The organism is Nonomuraea sp. NPDC051298, from assembly GCF_055586305.1.
Genome location: NZ_JBVJIM010000020.1, coordinates 32,971 through 47,806, shown reverse-complemented (window position 1 = coordinate 47,806; position 14,836 = coordinate 32,971). Strand labels below are relative to the sequence as shown.

Annotated in this window: 14 protein-coding genes; 2 read left to right on the top strand and 12 right to left on the bottom strand. The window is 67.7% G+C overall.

The genetic code is table 11. The features are described 5' to 3' along the window. Window positions 1–161 precede the first annotated feature (161 nt). The 10 genes from ACZ6S0_RS39575 to ACZ6S0_RS39530 form a co-directional block, all read right to left on the bottom strand. The gene (locus tag ACZ6S0_RS39575; protein ID WP_465924460.1) at window positions 162–545 is read right to left on the bottom strand and encodes a hypothetical protein; all 384 of its coding nucleotides are present in this window, start codon (window positions 543–545) and stop codon (window positions 162–164) included. After that, window positions 542–1,744: a recombinase family protein gene (locus ACZ6S0_RS39570; RefSeq protein WP_465924459.1), complete on the bottom strand. Its 1,203-nt coding sequence runs from the start codon at window positions 1,742–1,744 to the stop codon at window positions 542–544. The genes ACZ6S0_RS39575 and ACZ6S0_RS39570 overlap by 4 nt, the downstream gene beginning before the upstream one ends. A gap of 493 nt (window positions 1,745–2,237) precedes the next feature. Beyond that, window positions 2,238–2,597 (bottom strand): hypothetical protein, encoded by a 360-nt coding sequence (locus tag ACZ6S0_RS39565; RefSeq protein ID WP_465924458.1) that lies wholly within the window; start codon window positions 2,595–2,597, stop codon window positions 2,238–2,240. Next, on the bottom strand, window positions 2,585–3,502 hold the full coding sequence (locus ACZ6S0_RS39560; RefSeq protein ID WP_465924457.1) for an HAD family hydrolase: 918 nt from the start codon (window positions 3,500–3,502) through the stop codon (window positions 2,585–2,587). Before ACZ6S0_RS39560 ends, ACZ6S0_RS39565 begins: the two co-directional genes overlap by 13 nt. A 524-nt stretch (window positions 3,503–4,026) precedes the next feature. Next, complete coding sequence (locus tag ACZ6S0_RS39555; RefSeq protein ID WP_465924456.1) at window positions 4,027–5,154, bottom strand: hypothetical protein; 1,128 nt, start codon at window positions 5,152–5,154, stop codon at window positions 4,027–4,029. Window positions 5,155–5,590: 436 nt separating this feature from the next. After that, window positions 5,591–6,397, bottom strand: coding sequence for a hypothetical protein (locus ACZ6S0_RS39550; protein WP_465924455.1), 807 nt, complete (start codon window positions 6,395–6,397; stop codon window positions 5,591–5,593). A gap of 1,233 nt (window positions 6,398–7,630) precedes the next feature. After that, window positions 7,631–8,686, bottom strand: a complete 1,056-nt coding sequence (gene darG, locus ACZ6S0_RS39545; RefSeq protein ID WP_465924454.1) for a type II toxin-antitoxin system antitoxin DNA ADP-ribosyl glycohydrolase DarG — start codon at window positions 8,684–8,686, stop codon at window positions 7,631–7,633. 61 nt (window positions 8,687–8,747) lie between these two features. Continuing rightward, complete coding sequence (darT, locus tag ACZ6S0_RS39540) at window positions 8,748–9,377, bottom strand: type II toxin-antitoxin system toxin DNA ADP-ribosyl transferase DarT (protein WP_465924453.1); 630 nt, start codon at window positions 9,375–9,377, stop codon at window positions 8,748–8,750. An 869-nt stretch (window positions 9,378–10,246) separates the two neighbouring features. Then, window positions 10,247–10,540 carry a hypothetical protein gene (locus tag ACZ6S0_RS39535; RefSeq protein WP_465924452.1) on the bottom strand — a complete coding sequence of 98 codons (294 nt, stop codon included), beginning with the start codon at window positions 10,538–10,540 and terminating at the stop codon, window positions 10,247–10,249. Window positions 10,541–10,650: 110 nt separating this feature from the next. Next, window positions 10,651–12,018 carry an MFS transporter gene (locus ACZ6S0_RS39530; protein WP_465924524.1) on the bottom strand — a complete coding sequence of 456 codons (1,368 nt, stop codon included), beginning with the start codon at window positions 12,016–12,018 and terminating at the stop codon, window positions 10,651–10,653. 67 nt (window positions 12,019–12,085) lie between these two features. Here ACZ6S0_RS39530 and ACZ6S0_RS39525 point away from each other — a divergent pair, with 67 nt between their 5' ends. Beyond that, window positions 12,086–12,820, top strand: coding sequence for a helix-turn-helix transcriptional regulator (locus ACZ6S0_RS39525; protein ID WP_465924451.1), 735 nt, complete (start codon window positions 12,086–12,088; stop codon window positions 12,818–12,820). 846 nt (window positions 12,821–13,666) lie between these two features. On the opposite strand, the gene ACZ6S0_RS39520 is transcribed toward ACZ6S0_RS39525, so the two are convergent. Next, complete coding sequence (locus ACZ6S0_RS39520; RefSeq protein WP_465924450.1) at window positions 13,667–13,816, bottom strand: hypothetical protein; 150 nt, start codon at window positions 13,814–13,816, stop codon at window positions 13,667–13,669. 90 nt (window positions 13,817–13,906) lie between these two features. Between ACZ6S0_RS39520 and ACZ6S0_RS39515 the strand changes: the two genes are divergently transcribed. Continuing rightward, window positions 13,907–14,137: a hypothetical protein gene (locus ACZ6S0_RS39515; protein ID WP_465924449.1), complete on the top strand. Its 231-nt coding sequence runs from the start codon at window positions 13,907–13,909 to the stop codon at window positions 14,135–14,137. Between the two features lie 49 nt (window positions 14,138–14,186). Here the strand turns inward: ACZ6S0_RS39515 and ACZ6S0_RS39510 are convergent, their stop codons facing one another. Beyond that, complete coding sequence (locus ACZ6S0_RS39510; RefSeq protein WP_465924523.1) at window positions 14,187–14,732, bottom strand: AAA family ATPase; 546 nt, start codon at window positions 14,730–14,732, stop codon at window positions 14,187–14,189. Window positions 14,733–14,836: the final 104 nt, after the last annotated feature.

Here is a 14,836-nt window from a genome sequence, read left to right as displayed (position 1 = left end):
TACAGGGACGGAACCTTCGTCAGCCCTGGCCGACCTCGACGACAAGCCGACGGCCGAACGACAGCATCGTCGGTCAGCGCGCGTGGCGGGCCGACTTCCTGGGACGACGTGAAGGCTGCCCACCCAGCGCCGCGCCCGTCCGCAGGCGGACCGCGCATGCATCAGGCCAGATCCTGCTCCAGCGCAGCCTGCGCGTCGGCGATGCTGACGTTGCATGCCTGGGCGATGTCGGTCCACGGCGTTCCCTCGTCGCGAAGGGTCTGCACGGCAAGGCGCAAGGCTGCGTCATAGCGTTGACGCGCCTCGGCGAGTGCGTCGAGTTCGGCCGATTGCGGGCGTAGCCGCACAGGCGGAGCTGTCGGGGTATCCAACTGCAGGGCCAGCGCCTGTTGCGCGCTGGCCTGAAGTTCACGCAGCGTGCGGCCGTGGACGAGGACACCCTGCGGGTTGGCCAAGGTGATCCACCTGCGATGCAGCCGACGAGCTGGCACCACGATGGCGCTCCCGTCGGCCGGCAGTTCGGGTGCGGGCTCGATGGCGGTCACGCGCTCGCCTGAAGGATCGCGATGACCTCGTCGGCCACCGCGGCGGGCAGTTCTCCCTGTGGCAGGACGAACTGGCGGCCGGCGGCCTCGTACACGATGTGGGTGTCGCTCGTCCGCACCTGATTGAGGTGGATTCCGCGCTGGGCGGCGGCCGCGTTCACCCGATCCCATCCGCTCGCCAGCCGCTCGAGCATCTGCGCGGTCACCAGTTGAGTCTCATACCACAGCTGAAGGGGCACGATCTCGGGATGGGCCTGCTCCCGCGACCACACCCAGTCGGTCATGGGGTTGGCCCGGCCGTGGTTCGTGCGAGCCGCTCGCCTATTGAACACCTGAAATCCCGTGTATTTCGGTTGGGTCAGCATTCTGCCGATCCGGCGCGCAGCCCACAGCCTTTGCCCTTCCGCCAGCGGATGCCGGTCAAGGTCGGTGATCAGCAGGCGGGCGATGTCGCCGTTCGAGAGCCCGTCGTCTCGGCGGAGCCGGAACACTTCCGCCACGGTGTCGGCGCGGCGCTGGTCGGGATGCAGCGCCAGACGCATCTTGGGGTGGACGCCGAACCTGCCTGCGGCGCGAGGGGCATCCGGGTCCTCCACAGCGACGTAACCGTAACAGGGCTGGCCGTGCCGGTACCCGTTGGCGGCGTGCTGGCGCTGCCCACGCATGGACTGTTCCATCAGTTCGTGCCGGAAGATCTCGGCGCGTACCTGCGAGGTGCGGCGGAGTTCCAGTTGGCCGCTCGTCATGCCGCCGCGAGGCTCATTGGCGCACTCCACCTGGACCCCGCGGGAGTTGAGGTGGTACTCGGCCTGGAGGCTGGACAGCATGTCGCGGGCGACGCGGGTGATGCGTTCGCACACCACCCGCTCGATGTCGCCGCGCTCGGCCCACTCCAGCAGCTCGCGCAGGCCGCCGTCGCGCGGCACGGGAACGCCGAGCCGCGCGCACTCCTCAGCTGTTGCCTGGCTGCGCTCGTCCAGGCCGAGCATGCCTGATTCCACGTCCCAGAAGTAGGCGATGAACGCTTCGCCGGGCGTCAGGAGCGAGGATGCCTCGGCGAGCTGCCCGGCGATCGAGGAACCGGGATCCTGGAGGTCCTTGGTGGAACAGCGGCCGAGGAACGCTGTCCTGGGCGGTCGCGTCCTGACCGCGGCATGGTAGCCGGGCAGGGCGCTGAGATCGATCGGGGGGTCGAACATAGGCCCGTCCTTGCAGGGTCGAGGAGACGCCGACGAGAGCCTTCCGCCACAGAAGGCATCACCCCCACGCCCGTGGGGAGCATCCCCGCCACTGCGGGGCAGACGAGCGGCCTTTCGACCGCCGGCCCTGACGCACCACCCCCGGCATGCGAGGCGTGGTGCGATCGGAACGAGCCTCAACGATGCCATGCATGCCCCCCACGCGGCAACCGCCGTCGAACCTGCACCGCCAGACGCGGGAGGACCAAATCGGTCCCCCGAGCGGATCGAGCAGCGCATGCGGGAGCAGGTGCTCGGCAAGGTAGCTGGGGAGGGGAGCGTTCCGACCGCGCACCGCAAGGCGGACCGCCGGTACTTCGCCGAACCAGCGCTCCGCCCGCTGGCGCTCGACATGCGACGGCGGCCCACGCTGCCGACGCTTGTGGAGCTGGGGCGCCGTGGGAGCGGATCCACGCCGAGTTGTCGATGCGCGGCGTCGCGTTGAAGAGGGTCCTCAGCTCAGGGAGGCGCGAATCTCCAGCTCAGCAACCACCGGACGGTGATTCGACTTCGGCTGATCTTCGATCACCACGCGGTAGCCCTTCAGCGCCTCGCCGGGCAGGCTGGCGTGAATCCGGTCGCAGCGGTACGCCAGTCCGCTGCGATGCCCCACGGTCGGCTCCGTGTTCCCGAAGAAGGCACCCACGTCCCGCAAACCAGCCTCTTCCAGCTCCATCGCCGGTCCGCGCTCGTGTTTCTTCCGCTCTTTCAACGGCAGCTTCGTGTGGGCGGGAAGCGGCGGATCGCTGATGGACAGGGCGTTCATATCGCCCGCCAAGATCGCCGGGCCATGCTGCGGGATCAGGCTGCACACTCGGCCTCCACCTGCCGCAGGCTCGGCGACGACGGAGCGAAGTGCACGTTGGCCAGGTGCACCTTCACCCCTGCGATCTCCACCAGCAGGTGGCACAGTGCGTGCCACCAGGGCGATGCCCGGTCGTGGCGCTCCTCAATGACGTGGATGGGCTCGCGGACGAGCCACGCCAAGTGGCAGCCGTGGTGGTTGCTCTCCACGGGATAGCTCCGCATGCCCAGCGCCTTGTCGACGTGCCGGAGCCGGCGCCAGCCTCCCCTGTCGTAGTGTTTCAGCTCTTGCAGCGCCAGCGCGTCCAGGTTGAGCTCGGCCAGCATGTCGAGCTGCTGCCGCAGCCGGGCGTCGTCCCCGTTGTCGACCCCGCCCTCGTCCAGGTTGTAGGTACCGACCCGGATTCGTGTCATGACTGCCTCCTGAGCAGGGCGGGAAAGTTGGCCGACGTGACTGATCAGGCTGGCCCTTTCGGCCAGGACCTCGCCCGCGCGCAGTGTTTCGTCGCGGCGGACGAGCACGGCCCCTGCGAATCCGTGCGGGAGGGGAGCCATGATGTCGTTGAGGACGTTGTTGCCGACCGACAGCAGTTGGCCGGCCGCATGGCCGGATCTGGCGATCACTCTGCGGAAGAACTCCTGGTCGGGTTTGCCGACTCCCTCATCGGCCGATGTCACGAGTGCGTAGAACAGGCCCAGGACGCCACCCTCACGCAGCGCCTCGTCGCGGGGCTGGTCCATGTGGTTGTTCGAGGCGAGTATCAGCCGATACCCCAGCCTGCGCAGTTCGTGGAGTGTGTCAGCCGCGCGGCGGTCCACGGGCCGCTGCCTGAGCGCGGCATCGACAGGGGTGTGAGGGTTGGTCAGGGTGCCGCCATGGTCCAGGACGATGATGGGGTACCGCAGGGGTTTCATTTGACGTCGGTTCCGGGCCGCGGCGGCGTGAGCCGTACGCCGCGGCTGAATGATCCGGCGCCGGTTCCCCCGCCCAGGTGGGATGCCCTGAAGGCAGGAGCGGCGCAGCAGTCGCCCCAGCCGCTCACAGTGATCACGCAGTCCGGCGTTCCCCGGCAGCCACCCGTGATAACCGTTACCGGCGGTGGAGGGCAAAATCCTCCGTCAGCGACACCACGATGATGCCGCAGCCGCGCAGCTCGTTGACCGTGGTCAGCACGTGCCCCGCTGAGCGGCCCCACGGTCAGACTTCCAGAAGTTCAGCGTGTCGCCCGCCTTGGGCACACGGCTGGGTGGGCTGCCGAACGGCGGAGGCGGGGCAGCGATCTCGAACGGGCTGAGTTCTGTTCGCGCCGGTGAGGCCCTCGACAGGGTGCCCAGCTATCAGCGCCGGGCAGGAGTAACCAGTAGGGCCGTGTGTCCTCTCCCGCTCCGGCGTGCCGCACTGACGCGGGCACTGACGCGGGAGGGGATCTCGGGCCAAGTCAGGGCTTCAGGAGGCCGTCGAGGAGCACACCATTTGCCTCGACGTCGTGGGTGAGCGTTAGTCCGTGGTGCGGGAGCGCCTGCAGGTGCGCGTTGGCTCGGGCGCGGGAGGAGCCGTAGCCGCCGATCGGAGCTTGGACAAGTTGGAAGATGTCGGGGTAGCGGTCCTCGGCCTTGGCCATGAAGTCGTCGTCGGACAGGCCGCGCGCGGAATCGGTCACGCGCGGCTGATCGGCCGCCGCGTCGACCTGCGGGAACAACAAGGCGGCCGCGTCACCGTCCAGCGCCAGGCCGACACCGAACCACTCAGTGAACTGCGTCGGCCAGACCTGCGCCTTGAGCTCCCGGCCGCCCTCCCGCAACGGTTCGCGGCGCCCCTGCAGGAGGGCGTCCGTGACCCGCGCATCCTGTGTCGGGTGCAGGGCTTCGCCAGCGAGGAGCCGGGAGCGGACGATGTCGTACCAGCCGAGCGCGTCCAGCAGGCCCAGCCCGACGGCGGCGGCCGAGGGCCACGGCAGGACGCGCACCCGGCCGTCCTCGGCGCGGACGAACACCCTGTCGTTGGCCAGCAGCTCCCACGCGCCGGCCCGGGTGAGCGTGAGCGCGGTGGTTGTCTTACCGGAGCCCTTGCCTCCGAACGCCAGCATCACGCGGCCTTTGCGGGAGATCGCCGAGGCGTGCAGCAGCGACCACCCGTCGCGGATGAGCTGGCCGCGGACCATCTCGCGGGCCAGGCGGGCGACGGCGGTGGCCAGGGTTTCGGAGTCGCACCCGGTGATGTGGAGCTTCCCGGTCTCGGGGTGTGAGCGGTAGGCGAGCCGCTCTGACGGGCACACCGCGGCGATCGCCCCGTCGAGGTCTGCCAGCAGTAGGGGTTTGCGGGCGTAGGCGACGTCCTGGTGCGGTGCACGGGTGATGCGGTCGGCGAGAGCGTTGTACTCGCCGTCGTCGATGACGGCGGTGACGCCGGGCATGTCGTGCGCCTGGCCGGCGGGGCTGGTGGCGACGTCCCACGACGGCGCGTAGTAGCGGCGGGCCCAGCCGGTGGTGGCGGCTGGGCCGGTGATGCGGATCGCGGCGTCGGCGATCCGAACGTGGACGGCGGTGGCGTCAGCTTGCGGCGTCATGGGTGGGCTCCTTGGCGTTGGTGGTCAGGTTGGTGAAGGCGGCGGCGAGTTTGGGCCGCTGCGGCGTGCAGTTGAGTCGTCTCCTCCATGGACAGGTCAGGTAAGCAGGGTTCTGGGTGGCCAGCTCGGAACCGGATGGGCTGGCCGAGCCAAACCCGCTGGTGCTGGTCCCACGGCCGGCACAGTTCGGCCGTGCCGTCAGTGTCTCCCAGCGCGTGCCGGAGAGCGGCGAGGACCGCGCCGGCCGGGCCGGTGCTGGTGCGGCCGATGCCGGAGCTGATCCGGCCCAGCCGCGGGTTGAGGGCGGCGCGGATCGGTATGAGGGGGGATATGCGCCCTACCGTGACTTTCCGCTCGGATGCGTCCCGCCGGAAGCGAGCGAGACGTTGGCCAGCTGTGGCCCCCCGGGCCGGGCCTCGGACTCTCCCTCAGTGTGTCAATCGACCAGGTGATCGTGGATCGGGCGGCCTTCGAAGAAGGGGACGCTTTCGAGGGAGTACGCGACGAGCTCGGTAAGTCGAGCCGCGAGGGCCTGCGCCTCATCGACCGCAGAGAGAACGGAGGTGAAGTCTTGGCCGCGGGTGGTCGTCACGAGGGCTGCCAGAGTCGTCTGGTCGAGGCCAGCAGGTCGTTCGGCCCACTCGCCTCGGAGTTGACGGAGGACGGCGAGGGCCGATTGGATCTCCTCGTGGAGCATGAGGTCCGTGGTCTGCCATGCCGCGGCCTCGTCGGTCAGCGACGTCACCGAAAGTGGGTGGCCGTGGAGCGGGCGGGAGAGCTCCAGGAGCTGACTGCTGATCAGGGTGAACCTCTTTCCGTACCGATCCAGGGCGAGCAGCGACGCCGCCACCGGACTGGGATCGGGCCAACATCTCGTCCACCCATCGAGAAAGCCCGTCAGCGCCGCAGACGCTCTGACCAGCCGGTCGTCGGCATTCGGGACGCTGGCCGTGCTGACTGCCGAGACATGGCGCCGGACGGCCTCCGCTCGTCGGCATAGATCCTCTGGTTCGGGCTGGACGAGCCCTCTCGCCTCGCTCAGGATCGATTCGGTTGTGGCCGCAGCCCGCGCCAGCAAAGTCCGCACGGCTCGCCGCTCCTCCTGACGGGCGTTCACCTCGCTCAGCACGAGGACGGCGAGTGGCACGGCAAAGAAGAAGCCTGTCAACGACGAGAGGACGTTCGTCACGAATCCGCGCTCGGCGAGCCAGTCCGTCACCTCGTCCACGACGATGCCCGCCATGAGCAGCCCTGCCCCGAGCGCGAAGCTCAACCAGACGCCGGACCGAACCTCCGGTGATGCCCCACGCCAAGCCGTGCCAACAAATCGGAGAAGGGAACCCACTCGGGACGCGCGAGGCCGCGGATGCATATCACACGATCGTACGGAGCACCGGTAACCATCGGATCTCAGCAGAGAGGGCCGAAGCGCGGAAACTACGCTGCACCGCGCCGAAGCGCTGCCTGGTGGACCCGGACGCTCCCGAGCGCCCCCGCCCCGCCACCGCACCCAGCCCGCGCCCGGCATCCCCGCACCGGTCCGACATCCCCGAACCCGCCTGGTACCAGCGCGAGGGCAACCCGCCGAACTCATCCCTGATCGTGTGGACCGGCACCGGCTGGCGAACCCTGGTCGGGACCGACTGGCAGACCGGTGTTCGGCAACCCGGAAACGGGTGCCTACCTGCTGAAAGTCTCTTGGACAAAGATCGAACGACACACCATGGTCAGAGAGCGGGCGTCCCCAGACGACCCCACCCTGGACGACTACTGGACTGCGCGGCGCCGACGGGTGAGACCCCCGCTCGACACCTACACCATCAGGGTGCTCGACCAGCAAGACGCGCGCTGCGTGCTCTGCGGAGAACACCTCTTGTCTCCCGAACAACCCCCGCAAGGACCGGATGAATGGGAGAGACCGATTGCTTCAGGTAGCACGAAAGGCGATCTCACAAGACCTCCTCCTCTACCACGGAAGCCGCGGCCCGAAGGGTGACGTCCGATCACACCTTGTGCACACCTCATGCCACCGGAGCCTTATGTCCCGGGAACGCATGAGGACGGCCAAGCCCTCTCGAGCGTCCGCGGGGCTTGCTTGAGCCGTGTGCTGTGAGGAGCAGCACGCACGGTTATGAGGGGGCCGGGGCGCAGCAGTGCGCCCCGGCTACCCGACCCTTACTGATCCACAACCCGCTGACCAGCCAGAACTCTCAAAGACCCAAGGTAACGATTGCCCACGCCGCCTCCTCTCTTGGCGTGGCCGGCTCTCCTGCTACAGCCAGCGTGCCGCCCTCGACGTAATCGCCTACGGCATCACGTGCGAGCTGATCCGCGGGGACCAGCTTGTCGACAACCATCGGCATTCGGTTCCCGGGACGTGTCCCTGGCATCGGTGCATGGCGGGGACATGCAGGACATGACTGTGGCCAGGTCTGAGCGCATGGTCTCCACCGTGCTGGTCGGCAGGACCGCTTGGTCAGTGTGCTTTGACGAGGTCGGCGTTGTGGAGTCGGCCGAGGGCAGTGCTGACGTCGGTTCGCCGGAACAGGTGGCGCTTGCGCTCGTTCCAGTTGGCTATTCGGGCGGCGATGGCATCGACGTCGGTGGTGCCGCCGGGGCGCGTGGCCAGGTAATGGACAGTGGCCAGGAGTTCCATGCCTTCGGGGTACTCGAATCCGATGATCGCCTGCTGGACGCTGTCCCATGCTTGGTTGAACGCCATGTCGTCGGCTGTAGCCTCGGCAACCTCACGCATCGTGGTCGGGGATATCTCCAGGTCGGCGCGAGCTCCCCCGGTGCCATCGCCGTATCCCATCACATGGTGGCCTTCGAGGGCGGCCAGGATCCGGTTCAGGTCGGCGGAGAACGGTCCGTACAGGTGTGGGTCGAAACGCAGGTGGAGGTCGACGCCGCGGCTTTGCAGCAGGTAGCTCACCTTGTGCGCTTCCAGGAGCGACAGCCGCGGCGTGTGTGTGACGCCGGAGTCGAACGCGGCGGCAATATACCGGGACAGGCCCGCGAGTAGGTAGCGCAGCTGCGCGGTCAAGACGGGCGGCGAGGTCCGGGTGATCATGTCCCAGGCGGCCGGAGTGCCAGGTTGGTACAGCCGTATGTCGATGTCCAGGCTGCCGAGTTTCTCATGGATGAGCGGCCGCACGACCGACCATTGCAGCCCTCCGTTACCGCAGCCCAGCGGAGGCACGGCGACGCTGGTGATGTGCAGTCGCACCAGGAGACGGGCCAGGTCGTCAAGGCCGTCGCGGATGTCGTCCAGGCGTGAGGGCTGACGCCAGTGCCGTTTCGTCGGAAAGTTCAGCACCCACCGTTGCCCGCCGGCAAGCTGCACCGGGAAGACGTGACCGGGCTGGACCTCACCCTTGGCGCATGCCTGCGCGTACGCGTCGAACACCTCCGGGAAGGCGCGCTTGAACTGCAAGGCGATTCCCTTGCCCATCACGCCCACCGTATTGACGGTGTTCACGAGGGCCTGAGCTGGATCACGCAGCAAATTCCCGCTGGTCTCTGTGATCACGGTTGCCTCCCCTCTCACGCTCCACCCCGGATAGATATAGTACACATTTTCGGATACATGATCAGAAGTACCAATGGTCTCGGACCGCGACGACCGGCTGGTGGGGCTCGTCGGCGATGGATTGCCGGACGCGATCGGCCATCGCGGGATCGCACGTGTAGACATGCGAGACCGTTTCCCACGCGACGTGCTCATGGACCAGGACTTCGGCCATGCGGCGCTGCATGCGAAAGCCGTCCTCGGGAGTGTTGGCCCAATAGTGCGCCGACATGATTTGCCAGTCGATGTGCGTGGCCAGATCCTCGGCTCGGGCCGTGAAGCGCGCGGTGGCCACTGCCGCGTTGCGGTCCGTGGCCACCCACGGCCGCCCAGATGAGATCACCGTCTGAAGCCGTGTCACGAGATATACCAAGGGCTGCTGGCCCTGGCTGTACCCCGTGACCCCGCCGCTGTGAATCCGGTGGAGCATGGGCGAGCGGGGCGCGAAATAGAAGGGCACATAGTCGGCCACCATTCCGCCGGGCTCGACGGTGACCGGCAACAGGCGGCGGCGCTCCTTGATGCCGGGCTCGGCGCATTCCACAGTGGTGTCCGGTCGCTGAGTATCGGCCAGGAGACCGGTCCTGACGATGCCTTCGACGTTGTCGGCATGGGTGAAATGCAGGAGCCACGGGTTCGTACGTGTGTCCATTGAGGGGGCCAGTCTAGCGACCTGATCAACGCCGGATCTAGGCGGATCGCCAGGAGCCTCTCAAGCTACCTAGGCCCGCGGAGGCCATCACTAGGTGCTGCGGGCCGGGACCGGCTGCGGTGAACGGTGGCTGTGTCGCGACAGCGGGTTCAGGAGGATGTCCACGTCGATTGATTACTCGGCGGGGGTTCGGTTGAGTAATCGTGCGGGCGAAGCCCGCTCCCCTATCTTGAGGTGTTGTTGTGCCGAAAAGCGCGCTAGTTGTCACCTCAGGCGGCTGCTGGCCTGGGCCTCCGCACGCATCGAGGCGCGGTTGCGACCACCAGCTATAGGTGGCGGTTCCGGTGCCGGCGACAGGGTGGCCGAGATCCGCTTGGTAGTAGCGGATCACGCCGGTGAGGGGCTGGAGGAACTCGTTGGTCAGGTCGAACATGTGTGGAGTTTCTCAGGTGGGTTCGCGGCTCTTCGCCTGAGCGATCGGTTCGGATGTGTCGATTGTCCTGCTCAGCGACCGATCCGACCACACCGCCGAACCATCGCGAACAGTCACCCAACAACCACATCACCCAGCGGCACGACCCGATCACAACTTCCCGACGTCGATCCCGAATCGGGATCATGTACGGAGTGTCGACGACGCGTGAATTCGGCCGTCGTTGACACGGAGCCGCCAAGATGACCTGGGACTCCCCGCCAACCAAACCTGGGAAACCGGTCTACTCCGCGGGTCGGGCTCTCCCCAGCCGCCATCAATAGCTGGGGGTCGCAGCGGTAGCTGTCACCAAGTCGGCGCGCTACTTGTCACTAGCGCCAACAGCCAGCCACGTGAGCCGAAGCTCGATCGGCTGTCACCGCTGGTGCGGGGCGTGTCAGTCTCCGACGAACCACAGATAGCGGTGTGGTGCCTCTTGGGCGAAGCCGCACAGCGCGCGGAGCGCTTCGGCGAAGGCGTCGGTGATCAGCCCTGCGGGGAGTCGTGGTAGTTCGTCCAGCAGGGTATCGATCTGCCGATGGTTGAAGATCGTGTCGCCATATGGGATCAGATGGCCAAACATCGGAAACTGAGCCTGGTCGAGGTTGGCCAACGCATCGCTCCAAGGCAGGCCGTGTTTGGTCCTCGCCATGACCTCGGGCCCGTCGCCACGGATCTGAAGGTTGATCATCGGGCAAGGATAGGGCTGCGGTGACAGGGAGCCTGCCTTTGTGACAGCGCCCGAGTCGCTCTCTCTCCAAGCGGGCGTGTCCCTTCGGATTCAGGCGGAGCTGCGACTGCTCAGAGCCGGGGAGCGGTTGTCGGCTTGCTTCGGCCATCGGCTCCATGCCCACCGGTCCGTCGCGGGCCGCTGGCCCGCGACGGCAGCAGCACGACGATGATCACAGCGCCGAGCGCCACGCAGACCGCGCCCGCCGTGAGCCCGCCTGAGTAGCCCATGATGGTCAGCGCGGCCACCCCGATCGCGCCGCCGATCTGCTGGACGGAGGTGAATAGAGCCGAGCCGAGACCGGCGTCCTCCTCGGTGGTGCCGTCGACCGCGGCCACCGCCATCACGGGCAGGCTCAGCCCGTTACCCACACTCAGGATGAGCATGCCGGGCATGACGTGGGCGATATAGGAGTCGCCCGCCGCCACGCCGGACAGCAGCAGCAGGCCGGCGATGTTGACCAAGAACGCCAGCAGGAGCGCCCAGCGCGTCCCGATCCGGAGCGAGATGCGGGAGGACAGCCACATGCCCGCCAGGATGCCGGCGCCGTAGGGCAGGTAGGCGATGCCGGCCAGGAGTGGGCTGTAGCCCAGAACGGTCTGCACTTGGATCATCAGCAGAAACGACATCGCGTACATCGCCATCGAGAACAGCAGGGTCGCGCCGTTGGCCACCGCCCGCGTCCGCGAGGCCAGGAACGATGCGGGCACCAGCGGCGCCGCCGCCCGCGATTCCGCCACCAGGAACGCCGCCCCCAAGGCGGCGGAGAGCACGACGGCGCCGACGGCGATCGGATCGCTCCAGCCGGTCTCTCCGGCCTGGAGCAGCCCGTACACCAGCGTCACCGCAGCGCCGGTGACCAGGACCGCGCCGGGAACGTCGAGGCGGCGCCGGCCAGGAGCGCGGGATTCGGGGACCAGACGGGGGAGCAGCGCCAGGGCCACGGCGACGATGGGCAGGTTGATCAGGAAGATGCCGCGCCAGGACACCAGGTCGGTCAGCGCTCCGGACAGCACCAGGCCCGAGGTTCCGCCCATGGCCGCGATGCCGCCCCAGATGCCCAGCGCCTTGGCCCGCTCCTGCGGCCCCGGATACAGCAACGTGATCATCGACATCGCCGCCGGGCTGGCCATCGCAGAACCCGCCCCCTGCACGAACCGCCCGATCACGAGCTGCCACGGCTCCTGCGCCAGCCCGCAGGCCAGGCTGGCCACCCCGAACAACGCCACTCCGATGAGGAAGACGCGACGGCGGCCCAGCAGATCCGCCATCCGGCCGCACAGCAGCAGCAAACCGCCGAAGGCCAGGAAATAGGCGTTGACGACCCAGGGCAAGCCGGACGCGCTGAAGCCCAGCTCATCGCGGATGCTGGGCAGGGCAACGTTCACGACGGTGTCATCGAGCACGAGCATGAACTGGACAAGACACAACACAATCATCGGCACCCGACGACGCTATGATCCGCCGCATTTGGCCACAATCCGCGATGAGGCCAGACTATGTCGCATGGAGGACATGAACGCGATCATCGTCGGCCACTTCCCGCTCGCCTCGGGTGACTGGATCCCCCCGCACAGCCACACCCACCACCAAATCGCCTGGACCCGGCGCGGCGTCCTGAGCGTCGGCGTGGGCGAGGTGTACTGGGTCCTGCCGCCCACCAGGGCGCTGTGGCTGCCCGCAGGTGTCACCCACGCCACCGGCGCGACCCGCGACGCCGTGCTCTGTAGCCTGTACCTGGCTCCAGAGCGCTGCCCGCTGGACTGGCTCGAGCCCACGGCGGTCGGCGTCGACGGGCTGCTGGCCGAGCTGATCGGGTACCTGGCACGCACCGACCTCACCGACGACGCGCGACTGCGCGCCGAGGCGGTGGTGCCCGACCTGCTACGCCCCCTGCCCACCCGGCCCATCGACGTGCCCAAGCCCGCCGACGAGCGCGTCCGGGTGGTGGCGGCCGCCCTTCTGGCCAACCCCGCCGACCCACGCAGCCTGGAGGCTCACGCCCGCGCGGCGGGCGTGAGCAGGCGGACGTTGACGCGGTTGTTCGTGCGCGACACGGGCATGAGCTTCGATCATTGGCGCACGCAGGTACGGCTGCGCGCCGCCCTCCCGCTGCTGGCCGAGGGGCAGCCGGTGTCGCGGGTAGCACACGACGTGGGGTACGCCACGGCGAGCGCCTTCCTGGCCGCCTTCCGCCGCACCGTCGGCACCACACCCCGGCGCTACCTGCTCAGTCGTTGACTTTGATCATCTCCACGGTGAGCCGGGGAGATGACCTGGCAACGCACTGACGGCTTGTCCAGCACGGGCTGTGTGGTGGACGGGCCGCCAGCGCTGGTCACGGGTGCGGTGAATGGCCCACCGACACTCGTCGCTGTAGTAGGTGCTTGTGGAAGCGTTCTGTGCGCCGTGTACGGCTCGAGCTCCCCACGGCACGGGCTTCGCCCGTACGCCCCTCTCCCAACCCGAGGAGCGCCCTCCGGAAGCCCGCGCCCCCACCATAGGGCGCGGAAGAAATCTACTAAGTAAAGGACTGTGGGTTAGGATAAGACTTCACCGAGGAGGTCACAGAGGCACGGGCTGCGCCCGTACGTCACCCAAATCAGAGAGCTGCCCGGGCGGTCGCGCCGAACGACGGTTGTCCACGGTGTCCCCGTTGACGACCCGGCGCGTTGTCCGGACGGGAGATCCGGCTATGGTTTCTTGGACAAAAGCCGTGGATCCAGAGGGTGTCTCTCACCGTTCGCTCCACGTCCGTGAAAGGGCGTTCATGACAGACAGCCAACTGGACATCTGCCCGACGTGCCAAGGCGTGATCCCCGCCACGCACCCGGCTGCCTACACCGCTGCCCGTGGACGGCTGATTGTCGCCAACGGGTACTGCCCAGGCCATCACTCCGCCACGGCGGGTGATTCCGCAGATCCCGGAACGGCCGAGAGCGCAATATCCTCACACCGGTCGGCGCCTGCGGTTTCCGCTTCGGTACCTCTGGCGTGATCTGCTCGCTCTATGTCGGTGCGAGCCCGTGGCTGCCGTGCATCGCTCGTGGTAGCAAAGGAACCTCCAGGCCGCACAAGGTGGCCGCGTCAGTCGAACGCTGCCTCGCGGAAACTTTCACGGACGGGGATCAGAGGCTGGCGGTCCGCGGTGTAGTGGAGCTTGTTGGTGAGCAGGATGGCGAAGCGGTTCTGCTTGGGCGAGATCCACATGCTGGTCCCGGTGAAGCCGTGGTGCATGTAGATGTGCTCACGTGACCACCCGCTACATGCGCTCCGGCCACGGCGACGAGTTCAGCTTCCGCGATGCCATGTCGGCCGCACGCGGCGATGGTGTCGGTCAAGGACATGCGCCGCGCCACCACGTTCGAGGCGAGCAACCCACGCTCGATCGCCCGCACGGAGTTCGCCACCATGGCCCAGGCCGCCGACGATTGCATCACCAAGATTGCCGGTATCGATAAGGTCGGCCCGCAGGCGGTCCGGCGCGAGACCGCCAGCCTGCTCGCACAGATGGTCTTTGACCTCGGAGCCCGGCTCACAGGGCCGGCAACGAGTTAAGCCCTCTCACCGCATCAAGGAGCGGCCATGACGACACTCTCTTCCACCGTCATCTCAGCGGCGGGAGCTGAGACGCCTCACGGAGAAGCCGTTCGGCGGTCTCCTCGGGACTGAGCGCGGAGGTGTCGAACCACCAGCCGACGTCGCCGAGTTCCCGCTGCAGATCGGCCTCAAGTTGGTGATAGCCGTCAAACTCCCACGACTCCTCCGGATCCCGTGTTGCGTTGCGTTTGCGGCATGCTTCCACCCCCGGCGCGAGGGTGATCAGCCGCACCCGGCGCGGGGCCAACAGGCCGACCAGGAAGTCCAGCTCCGCCCGGTCCACGACAAGGTTGTCGATCAGCACGCTGAAGCCGAAATCGACGAAGTTGGCTGCCAACGATGCCAGGTTGCGGTTGCGTAGTTCCACCTGTCGGGCGGCCTCCTCCTTAGGCTCACCCAGGGCCCAGACACCGCCGCTGAGGATCAGCTCGCTCATGTCGTCGGCCTTAAGGCGAGCGGCCCGAGGCAGGAGTCGAGAGGCCAGCCCGGTTACCGTCGACTTCCCTGCCCCCGGCATTCCCGACACGATGATGCATCCGGATAGCTCATGCATGGTGGTCATGGCCCGATCTTGCTGGCGCGTTCACCAGCCAGCAATCGGTTTTTCGCTGAGCAACGAACATCGGGGGCGCATGGGCCCGCCGTCTCCTCACCGGC

Excerpts from the sequence above, each read along its gene's own strand:
- ACZ6S0_RS39525 (WP_465924451.1), top strand. The coding sequence starts at position 12,086 with ATGGAGGACATGAACGCGATCATCGTCGGCCACTTCCCGCTCGCCTCG.
- ACZ6S0_RS39535 (WP_465924452.1), bottom strand. The coding sequence starts at position 10,540 with ATGATCAACCTTCAGATCCGTGGCGACGGGCCCGAGGTCATGGCGAGG.
- ACZ6S0_RS39515 (WP_465924449.1), top strand. The coding sequence starts at position 13,907 with ATGGTGTCGGTCAAGGACATGCGCCGCGCCACCACGTTCGAGGCGAGC.
- ACZ6S0_RS39550 (WP_465924455.1), bottom strand. The coding sequence starts at position 6,397 with ATGGCGGGCATCGTCGTGGACGAGGTGACGGACTGGCTCGCCGAGCGC.
- ACZ6S0_RS39560 (WP_465924457.1), bottom strand. The coding sequence starts at position 3,502 with ATGAAACCCCTGCGGTACCCCATCATCGTCCTGGACCATGGCGGCACC.
- ACZ6S0_RS39520 (WP_465924450.1), bottom strand. The coding sequence starts at position 13,816 with ATGCACCACGGCTTCACCGGGACCAGCATGTGGATCTCGCCCAAGCAG.
- darT (WP_465924453.1), bottom strand. The coding sequence starts at position 9,377 with ATGGACACACGTACGAACCCGTGGCTCCTGCATTTCACCCATGCCGAC.
- ACZ6S0_RS39570 (WP_465924459.1), bottom strand. The coding sequence starts at position 1,744 with ATGTTCGACCCCCCGATCGATCTCAGCGCCCTGCCCGGCTACCATGCC.
- ACZ6S0_RS39555 (WP_465924456.1), bottom strand. The coding sequence starts at position 5,154 with ATGACGCCGCAAGCTGACGCCACCGCCGTCCACGTTCGGATCGCCGAC.
- ACZ6S0_RS39530 (WP_465924524.1), bottom strand. The coding sequence starts at position 12,018 with ATGATTGTGTTGTGTCTTGTCCAGTTCATGCTCGTGCTCGATGACACC.
- ACZ6S0_RS39510 (WP_465924523.1), bottom strand. The coding sequence starts at position 14,732 with ATGCATGAGCTATCCGGATGCATCATCGTGTCGGGAATGCCGGGGGCA.